Below are 9,247 nucleotides of genomic sequence, written 5' to 3' on the forward strand. Positions count from 1 at the left end.
ACGTGATCCGCATCACGCCCGCCACTCAGAAGCCGGTGTTGAACTCCAGCTGGAACACGTCGATCGACAGCGGCGCACCGGACACTTCCTTGGCCGCCATCCACTTGCCGCTGATCCAGCTGCGCGCGTCCAGCGCGTAGGCACCGCCCACGTAGTAACCGCGGGCGTTGGTGCCGCCCAGGTGGAAGTTCGGATCGTTGTAGGCGTCGGGCAACGCGTCGGCCTCAATGTGCTTGTAGCCCAGCAGTGCCTGCCACTGGCCCTTCTCCTTCAGCTCGGTAGCACCGAAGGTGGCCTGCAGCATCCAGGCGGTGTCGCCGCTGCGGAAGGTATCGATGCCGACAGTATCGCCGGCGCCGTAGTTGTTGACGATGCCGTTCTGGGCACGACTGAACATGGCCTGCTTGTCGTAGGCCAGGTTGCGGATGTAATCGCCATCCAGGCGCAGACCGATGCCCTGCGCCAGCTGTGTATCCCAGCGCAGGTTCAGCGTGGCCAGGCGGAAGGCCGAGGCCAGGCCGACATACTGCGGGGTCGGCGTACCGGCCGGATCCACCGGATTGCGCGCGATGTTGCGGATCAGCATCAGGGTGTTGCCCTTCTGCATGAACGCCGGGCGCGACCAGTCAGTGTCGCAGCCCACCGCACCCGAATACAGCGAGCACGTTGAGGACAGGCGACCGCTGATGTTCTTGAAGTCGTAGTAGCCCAGCGCAGCACGCAGTGCGTTGTCATCGTTGAAGCGCCAGTTCACGCCCACCTGGGCACCGGACAGCCACTTGTTCTCGTTCGGAGTCTTGACCTTGCTCTGGCTCGGCGAGCTGTCGGAGGTGTACTCCAGCGGTACCACCGCGAGGTTGCCGAACAGGTCGAGGTCGCCACCATCGAAGTCATACTTCAGGTTCGCGGCCAGACCATCGAAATTGAGATCGTTGGAGAACAGCGTGTCGCTGGTCCAGAACGGATTGCCGAAGCGGCCGCCACGCACCGTCACCCAGTCCGCCGGGCTGTAGGCTAGCCAGGCCTGGTCCAGCCACACGTCCTTCTTGCTCAGGCCGCCACCCAGCTGCTCGGTGGTCGACACCGGGCCATTGCTGCTGCCGCTGGCCAGGCGCACGCCGGCCGTGGTGTGCTGGCCAATGGTGGCCTCGATGCCCAGGCGGGCACGGATGCGCCACAGGTTGCGGCGGTCCTGGCGGGTGTTCAGCAGCGGCGGCAGCTGCAGGTTGGTATTGGTGTTGGTATCGAAGCCGTTGCCGGAATTGATCGACGCCCAGTTGCTCACGATGTCGCTGTTGCGCTCGGAGTAGAAGCGCGACTCGCTGCGTACACGCATGTCACCGGTGACCTTGATGCGCTTGGTCCATTCGGCCACTTCGTTGGGTGCCGCCCAGCCTTCCGCCTTGGCCTGCGCCATCACGTCCTGGCGCACCTCGTCACGAATGCCGTCGCGTACGCTCTGCGGCACGTAGGGCACGCGCACGTCGCCGGCTTCCAGGGCCACGCCACCGCTGGCGGCCGTGCTGCCGCTGGCTGCGGTGCGTTGTGCGTCCACCGCTTCGGCTTCGGCCTGCACCAACAACGCCTGGCCGTCTTCGGGCTTCAGTGCACCACTGGCGATCAGGCCCTTGATCAGCTTGACCATGGTGGTTTCGGCGGCCATCGCACCGGCCGGTGCAGCCAGGCTGAGCAGCACGGCGCAGCACAGCAGCGCCCGTCGGGCCGGCCGCGGGCGGCGGGAGTCGGTTCGTGCGCGGACGTGGTCGTTCATCACGGTTCTCATCGAAAGAAGGGGAATCATGGAAGTCGGGAATCAGGCCCCGGGCCGGCGGCCCTGGATCAGGACGCGGGCGGGGAAATCGAGTGACGGCGGCGGTGCCTGGTCAACCTTGCCGATGCGACGCAGGGCATCGAGCACGGCCGCGTCGGCCTCCTCGTTGCCACTGCCGCGTACCAGCTCGACCTTCTCCAGGCGGCCGTCGTTGGCCAGCCACACATTCACCTGCAGCTGGAACGCCAGGCGCTTGACCTTGTCGTCGCGCGAGATCGCCTGCTGCATCAGGTAGCCCAGGTAGCGGCCGTAGGTAGCGTTGCCGGCGCCACCACGGCCAACGCCGGACGAACCGCCACCACTGCCGGACTGGATACCGAAGTTGTCACCACCGGCCTGCGCGTCGGCATTCATCGTCACCGGATCGCTGTTATCCGGCGTCGGCGTCGGCTCTTCGGCCGGCGTCGGCTGATCCAGCGGCTCCGGCTCGGGCATCGTCTCTTCCGGCGGCGTCTCCGGCTCCGGTGGTTTTTCCGGGGGCGGCGGGGGCGGCGGCGGAGGGGGGGCAGCGCCAGCATCGGCGGTTGCACCACCGGCCGGCGGGTGCTGGCGGTGTCCTTGAACAACAGCCACCACACCGCGATACCGAGCACCAGCAACGCGGCCAGCACCAGGGCCACGGTCACCAGCAACTGGCGACCGCGCATGCCGGGCTCCGGCCGAGGGGGTTGATGGGCCGTCATGCCTCAGCCCTGCGCCTTGCCGGTGACCAGGCCGACCTGGGCCAGCTCCAGCCGCCGCAGCAGGTCCAGTACCTCGACCACGCGGGCGTACTGCACCTGCGCATCACCGCGTACGATCACCGGAAAATCCGGTGTGGTCGCGCGCTCGGTACGCAGGCGGTCTTCCAGCTCGGCCATCGTCACCGGGTAGGCATCCAGGAACACCTGGCCGCTGGGGTCGATGGTGATCGCCTTGGTCTTCGGCTTTTCCAGGGCCACGCTGTTGCTGGCCTTCGGCAGATTGACCTCGATACCGGGGATGGAGGCATTGCTGGTCAGGATGAAGATCACCAGCACCACCAGCAGCACGTCGACGAAGGGCGTCACGTTGATGCCCTTCTCGCGCTTCTTGATGCCGAACTTCGCCTTCTGGCCCATGGCGCGCCCCTCAGCCCTGGACCGCGGCCGGGCCGCGCCCGTCCTGCTCTTCGGCCAGGCGCGCGGCGAACTCGTCGATGAACACCGCCATGTCCGCGCCGATCGCCTCGGCACGCGCGCCCAGGTAGTTATAGCCGAACAGCGCCGGAATCGCGACGCCGAGGCCGGCAGCGGTACACAGCAGCGCCGCGGCCATGCCGGGCGCCACCGAGTTGATGTCCACCGCGCCGGCCATCGCCGCCACCACGAACACCAGCATGATGCCGATCACGGTGCCGAACAGGCCCACGTAGGGCGCACCTTCGATGGTGGTCGACAGCCAGTTCATGCGCCGTGCCATTGCTTCCTGCTCGCGCACCATCACCGCATCCATCGAGGCACGGATCGCGGCGATGGTGGCACCGCTCAGGTAGCCACTGTTGCCATCGCGCTGGTGGCGCTGCTGCATTTCATCGATGGCCACCTGGTAGATGCGCCACAGCGAGCCGTCATGCATCGCGGTCGGCGCCTTGCCCTGGCGGTCCATCTCGGACAGAGTGCGCAGCGGCACACCGGACAACTTGCCGAAGCTCTCGGTGAATACCGCGTTGGCCTTGCTGGTGCGGCCGAAGTGGCGGCTCTTGGCAATCATGATCGCCCATGACATCAGCATCATCAGGCCGAGGATGGCGACCACCACCCAGGCATCGAACGGCATCGCCTTGAGGATGAAGCCGAAGTGGCTCTGGCCGGCCGACTGCTCGTCGGCGCCGTAGCTGATCAGGCGCGAGTCGGCGCCCTGAGCGGTGGCATCGGCCAGCAGCAGCGCGGCTGGACGTGCAACCCGCGAGACGCGCAACTCATCCAGCGCACCTTCGAAGTTGGCCAGCGGCTGCGCCGCGCCCGGCGCATCGGCGCCCACCACCGGCGCGGTACCCAGCGCCGGCAGCTCGCCGCTCAGCTGGGCCACTACACGGCCGTTGAGGTACAGCTGCAGCGCACCCTTCTCCGCGGTCAGTGCCACGTGCGCCCACTGCCCTTCCGGAATCGGCTGTGCCGGCGTGCTGCGCTGGCCATTGAGCTGAACGAACGGCACGCGGTTCTCGATACCGACCACCAGCTCGGAGGCGCCATCGCGACGGGCGTAGATCGCCTGCGCCGCATTGTTGCTGCCCGGCTTGATCCAGGCCGAGAGGGTCAACGGCGCCCCCGCTTCCTGTGCCAGCGAGGCGCTGGCCGGCAACGGCAGCGGGCCTGCGCCCAACTGCACGCCACGGCCGATCACCGAACCTTCGGACGGCGGCACCACAGCACCGGCATTGTTGCCGTAGGCGGTGGTGTCGCGTGCAGGCGCATTGGCTTCGGCGAAGTGGTAGACCAGCGTGTAGTCCGGGTCGAACACCTGCTGGCCGTTGCCGCTGGCCGGGGCCTTCTCGTTGCCGTAGTACATCCAGATCGTCTGCGGCGCCGCGGCGCTGACCGCCGGCACGTCCACCCAGACCAGGGCCAGGCCCAGCTTGGGATCGAACTGCTCGATCTGGTGGGCCAGCACGGTGCGGCCATCACCCGAGACGAAGCGCAGGTCATTGCCCGCATCCTGGGTGCCGTCAAAACCGAAGTTGCCGGTATGCAGGCGCAGCAGCAGCGGCGTACGGCCCGGGTCACCGGCCAGGCCCGCACCCTGCGGGCCGGCATCGACGGTAATCGGCTTGCGGTACTTCCATTCGGCCTGCCACCAATTGGCATCGGCCGCAGCAGCAGGCAGCGCAACCAGCGCGGCCAGCAGCAACAACACTCGGGAAAGCAAACGGTCCATGCGAAGGGTCTCCGGAGAACGCATGTTCAAGGGAAGGGTCAGTAACTGGTGCTGATGTTGAAATGCAGGCGCGGGTCGTCCTTGCGCGTGACCGGGCCATCGGCATAAGGCCAGGCGTAGTCCAGGCGCAGCTGCAGGTGCTCACCCAGGCGCAGCTGCGCGCCCAGGCCGACCGAGGCCAGGTTGTACTTGTCACGCTGCTCGGGCAGCGGCTGGCGCAGGCGCAGGTAGGCGGCGTCGGCAAAGCTGTAGACGCGCAGATCCGTGCCGCTCCACAGCGACCACGCCGGGGTACGCCATTCCAGGCTGGCCAGGCCGCCGTAGTCGCCGATCGCCTCGGCCGACAGATAGCCGCGCACGGTGTACATGCCACCGGCGGCGAACTGCTCGGCCGACACCAGCGGTGCGTCGGTCACCTGCAGCGAGCCGCGCGCGTACCACTGCCAATCGCTGCCGAAGGTGTGGGTGTTGGCCACATCGGCCTTGAACGCGATGAAACTGGGGTCCGCCCAGTAGCGCTTCTGCCCGAATCCGATGGCATCGCTGCCATAGCCGAACAGGCGGCGGGTACCGGCCACCAGCTGGGTATTGATGCTCAACTGATCCTGCTCGCCCTGGCGCACACCGACAAACGCCAGGGTGATCGGCGCGTACTTCAGCGGCGTCTTCAGGCTCTCCTTGCCCATCTGCGTGTCTTCCTCGGTGTCCTTGAAGTCCACGCCGAGGCTGAGCTGGCGCCACCACTGGCTGCTGCCGGCCAGTCGATAGTTGAGCTTGAGACCGATCGAATGGCCGTTGCCGATTACATTGGTTCCGGTGCCGGTACCCACCTGCCCACCCGCGTTCAGCACGCGGCTGTCGGACTTGTAGCCGGACGCTTCCAGGCTCCACGGCGTGCCCTCGAACGGCATCATGTACGAGGCCGAGAACACCTTGGCCTGCTTGGTATCTTCCGGCGCCAGGTACACGCCGATGTTGGCGCTGTGCCCGCGCTTCCACAGGTTGTCGTAGGCCAGCGATGCACTCAGGCGCAGCTTCTCGGTGTCGGCGCTGTGGTCGTTGTTGAGTGACGCGCTGGCACGCCACGGCGACTTCTCTTCGACCTGCAGGTCCACATCCATCGTGCCCGGCACCTGGCCCTCGCGCACCAGCGGCATCACCTGCCGACGTCCACCTTCATTCAGCGCGGTCAGTTCCTTCTGCGCCTGGTCGAAGTCCGGCACCTTGCCCTCGGCAAGTGCCGGCACGCGTTCGCGGATGCGTTCGGGCGATTCGTGCTTCGTGCCTACGACCCGCAGCTGCCCGATCGGCGTCTGCTGCACCTTCAGCAGCACGACGCCGCCACTGACCTGCTGCTCGGGCAGCTCGACGTAGACCGACTGGTAGCCTGCCTGCTGGTACAGCGCATTGACGGCATCGCGCGCCTTCTCGACATCGGCCAGGGTCTTGCCCGGGCCGAGGAACGGCTCCACCGCACGTTCGATCTGGCGCGGATCGAGCACGGTGTTGCCGCGCACGATGTATTCATTGATGTTCACGCTGGGCGCAGGCGCCGCGTCCTGCGCGAACAATGGCAGCGGCATCGCGGCCAGAGCCAGCACCAGCGGATGCAGGCGCAGCGGAAGGCGGACGGCTCGGCACGGAACAGGAGTCATCGAAGGCATCGCGTCGTATCGAAGGGAGTGGCCAGGGAGCGGCGCGTGGGTCTACCAACAGGACGTGTACGTCGCGTCAAAGCCGCCAATAGTTTTGTGACAGCACTGTCATCTTTTGACAGCGCCGGAACAGTTGCAGGCGGACACTGTCTTCGCCATACGTCTTCATTGCTGAGCGTCGGTTTTCGCAGGAGATTCAAGATGAGTGAGTCGTTGGAGGCGGGCCTTCGCCCTGCCCTCGCCCTTGCCTTGTTGCTGGCGTTGCCATCGGCCTGGGCCGGAGAGGCGAAGAAGCAGGACGATGCCGCGCCGTGCATCGAAGTACAGGTCAACGGCGAGCGCATCCCCGCCTGGGAGTGCCTGCAACGCAAACTGGCCCCGGCGCCGAAATCGGCGAAGTCACCGGCACTGCCTGAAGCCGAACGCCTGATGCGGCAGCCGGGCAACCAGCTGATGCAGTACAACCTGGAAGGCACACGACAGCGCATGGGCGATGCCTTTGGTCGTTCGGTGGAACCGCAGCGTCCGGCGCGTTGAGCCTGCGCAGCCGTGGAGCCGGGCCCGCGCTCGGCAGGATTTTGTAGAGTCGAGCCATGCTCCACTGGATTTTGTAGAGTCGAGCCTTGCTCGACTGTTCTTCCAGACGCAGCCGAGCGTGGGCTCGGCTCTACAGGGAGCTGGCGGGCACGATGCCATCGGTCGGCACCGCTGGCAGCGCGGGCACCGGCAGGCTGCGCGATTGCCCGGCCTGGTTCAGTTCCACTGCGCTGGCACTGATGCTGGCCAGTACCGTGCAGGGTCCGAGTCTTTGGCCGGGCGCATACGCTTCCGCTGGGCGTCCATCTACCGAGAGCAGGGCCAATGGCGCATGGTCACCCGCCATCACGCCCAGCACGACCACCTCGGTCTGCACCGCACCGGGCGACAGCAGCCGCACCAGTGGCAGGCTGGCCACTGCATCGAACATCGGCCGTACCGGCGCCTCGGCATGCGCTTCGCTCGCGGCCGCCGCTGGCGCCACCGCAGACAGGGTGACGCTCCAATAGGCCACCACGGCCAGCAGCAGCGTCGCCGCCAGCAGGGTCAACATCCGATTCCGATCCCAGCGCCTGCCGTCCATGTTCCACATCATCGCCACGTTCGTGTCCGCCTACGCTAGCAGGTGCGGCTGACGCTTTTGTTTCATCATGCGGGCCTACGCTGGCACGCATCGGCAAGGGACAGGAGGCAATGTCGATGCGACGCATCCCGCGTGGTTTCACCCTGCTGGAACTGATGGTGGTGCTGGTGATCATCGGCATCTGCACGGCAGGCATCGGCCTGGGCCTGGGCAGCCTGCTCGACCCCGCGCGCCAGCTGCGGCAGGAAGGCGAACGACTGGCGCAGCGCCTGCAGGTGGCGCGCGACGAGGCCCGCATCGATGGCCGCCCCCTGCGCTGGCAGGCCGACGCCGCCGGCTATCGTTTCAGCCGCCTCGAAGGCAGCCGCTGGGTCACCGTTGAACGCGATGATCTGCTGCGTCCACAGAAGTGGCAGGCTGCAGGCATCGCGGTGCAGCCCACCAACGCCATCGAGCTGAGCCCGGAGTGGATCGGTACCGCCTGGGAGCTTGGACTGTCGCTGGACGGCCGCGCACTGCGTCTTCGTGATGATGGCAGCGGACAATTGCAGGTCGTGCAGTGAAGCAGACGGCGTGCGGATTCTCCCTGATCGAGGTGCTGATCGCGCTGGCGATCGTATCGATTGCACTGGCTGCGGTGATGCGCTCGGTGGCAGTGGCGACCGACGATCAGTCACGGCTGCGCGACCGTCGCCTGGCGCTGTTGTGCGCGCAGGACCGCTGGCAGGAGCTGCGCCTCGTCGGGCAGCCGCCGCGGGATGCGCGGCAGCGCTGTGTGCAGGGACGCGGCAGCTTCCTGGTCCTGCAGCATCTGGGCACTGGCAGCGACGGGCAGCCGCAACTGGAATTGACCGTGGTGGCCGAAGATGCACCGCGACAGTCGCTGGCCCGGATGCAGCTGCCGTGGACGGCGGCGCAATGAGGCGCGCCGTGCGTGGCTTCACCCTGATCGAGGTGATGATCGCGATCACCATCATGGGCGTGCTGGCGCTGATCTGCTGGCGTGCGCTGGACAGCGTGGCCAGCAGCGACCAGCGCCTGCGCCAGGCCGATGCCGAGACCACGACGGCGCTGCGCGTGCTGCAGCAGTTCCAGCGCGATATTGAAATGCGTGCCGACGATGCGCTGATGAATGGCGCGGTGCGCCCGGCAGATCGTCCGCAGCGATTGCTGCCCCCGTCGCTGGTGAGCGAGCGGCACCCGGATGGCAGCTTCGCGCTGGAGATCACCCGCAGTGTCGGCAGTGATGGGCTGCACTGGCAGCGGGTGCGCTGGTGGCGGCAGGGCAGCACGCTGTGGCGGGCCAGTGGTGCGGCTACGGACCGGTATCCCCTGCCCGCACCAGATCCGTCGAAGGGCATTGCGGTGGCGCGCGATGTGCAGCGGTTCGAGGTGCGGGCGTGGCAGCCTGGAACGGGATGGGCCGTGTTGCCGAGCGAGGGCGAGGTATTGCCGGCCACCGGACTTGAACTGCGGTTGGGCCTGCGCGATGGGCGTGGGCCGTTGAGTTACCGGCGGGTACTGGAGCTTTAAGATTGGTTCGTGGCACCGCATCCACGCATGGCGTGGATCTACTGCCGAGCTGCTTCTACTGCAGAGCCTGCTCTGGTGGGTGCCGACCGTTGGTCGGCACTGACGCTGTCCGGGCATCCACGCATGGCGAGGATCTACCGCCGACCAAGGTCGGCATCTACCGTGACACATGCGCGTCCCTCCTGCCGCCGGGCGCTCTCCTGCACCCGGCGG

General features: G+C 67.0%; 9 protein-coding genes and 1 pseudogene. 4 read left to right on the top strand and 6 right to left on the bottom strand.

Going from position 1 to position 9,247, the window contains the following annotated elements; all coding sequences use genetic code 11:
* Nucleotides 1-25 precede the first annotated feature (25 nt).
* The 5 genes and pseudogenes from ACZK2R_RS12450 to ACZK2R_RS12470 all read right to left on the bottom strand — a co-directional run bounded on the left by ACZK2R_RS12450 (nt 26) and on the right by ACZK2R_RS12470 (nt 6,381).
* A complete protein-coding gene (locus tag ACZK2R_RS12450; protein WP_180838023.1) occupies nt 26-1,771 on the bottom strand; it encodes a putative porin in 1,746 nt (581 codons plus the stop codon).
* Between the two features lie 42 nt (nt 1,772-1,813).
* Nucleotides 1,814-2,478, bottom strand: a pseudogene (tolA, locus tag ACZK2R_RS12455) (cell envelope integrity protein TolA).
* A gap of 39 nt (nt 2,479-2,517) precedes the next feature.
* Nucleotides 2,518-2,931 (bottom strand): ExbD/TolR family protein, encoded by a 414-nt coding sequence (locus ACZK2R_RS12460; RefSeq protein ID WP_005409874.1) that lies wholly within the window; start codon nt 2,929-2,931, stop codon nt 2,518-2,520.
* Between the two features lie 10 nt (nt 2,932-2,941).
* Nucleotides 2,942-4,726: a DUF2341 domain-containing protein gene (locus tag ACZK2R_RS12465; protein WP_125893648.1), complete on the bottom strand. Its 1,785-nt coding sequence runs from the start codon at nt 4,724-4,726 to the stop codon at nt 2,942-2,944.
* A gap of 38 nt (nt 4,727-4,764) precedes the next feature.
* Nucleotides 4,765-6,381: a ShlB/FhaC/HecB family hemolysin secretion/activation protein gene (locus ACZK2R_RS12470; RefSeq protein ID WP_125893650.1), complete on the bottom strand. Its 1,617-nt coding sequence runs from the start codon at nt 6,379-6,381 to the stop codon at nt 4,765-4,767.
* Nucleotides 6,382-6,582: 201 nt separating this feature from the next.
* Here ACZK2R_RS12470 and ACZK2R_RS12475 point away from each other — a divergent pair, with 201 nt between their 5' ends.
* Nucleotides 6,583-6,918, top strand: a complete 336-nt coding sequence (locus ACZK2R_RS12475; protein ID WP_121503439.1) for a hypothetical protein — start codon at nt 6,583-6,585, stop codon at nt 6,916-6,918.
* Between the two features lie 130 nt (nt 6,919-7,048).
* On the opposite strand, the gene ACZK2R_RS12480 is transcribed toward ACZK2R_RS12475, so the two are convergent.
* A complete protein-coding gene (locus ACZK2R_RS12480; RefSeq protein ID WP_180838024.1) occupies nt 7,049-7,513 on the bottom strand; it encodes a general secretion pathway protein in 465 nt (154 codons plus the stop codon).
* A gap of 104 nt (nt 7,514-7,617) precedes the next feature.
* Between ACZK2R_RS12480 and gspH the strand changes: the two genes are divergently transcribed.
* The 3 genes from gspH to ACZK2R_RS12495 are packed head-to-tail and all read left to right on the top strand — an operon-like array spanning nt 7,618 to nt 9,034.
* Nucleotides 7,618-8,064, top strand: a complete 447-nt coding sequence (gene gspH, locus ACZK2R_RS12485; RefSeq protein WP_049462512.1) for a type II secretion system minor pseudopilin GspH — start codon at nt 7,618-7,620, stop codon at nt 8,062-8,064.
* Nucleotides 8,061-8,423, top strand: a complete 363-nt coding sequence (gspI, locus tag ACZK2R_RS12490) for a type II secretion system minor pseudopilin GspI (RefSeq protein ID WP_180838025.1) — start codon at nt 8,061-8,063, stop codon at nt 8,421-8,423. The genes gspH and gspI overlap by 4 nt, the downstream gene beginning before the upstream one ends.
* Nucleotides 8,420-9,034, top strand: a complete 615-nt coding sequence (locus ACZK2R_RS12495) for a prepilin-type N-terminal cleavage/methylation domain-containing protein (protein WP_125893654.1) — start codon at nt 8,420-8,422, stop codon at nt 9,032-9,034. Before gspI ends, ACZK2R_RS12495 begins: the two co-directional genes overlap by 4 nt.
* Nucleotides 9,035-9,247 lie beyond the last annotated feature (213 nt).

The organism is Stenotrophomonas sp. 96582_Sma (assembly GCF_056480905.1).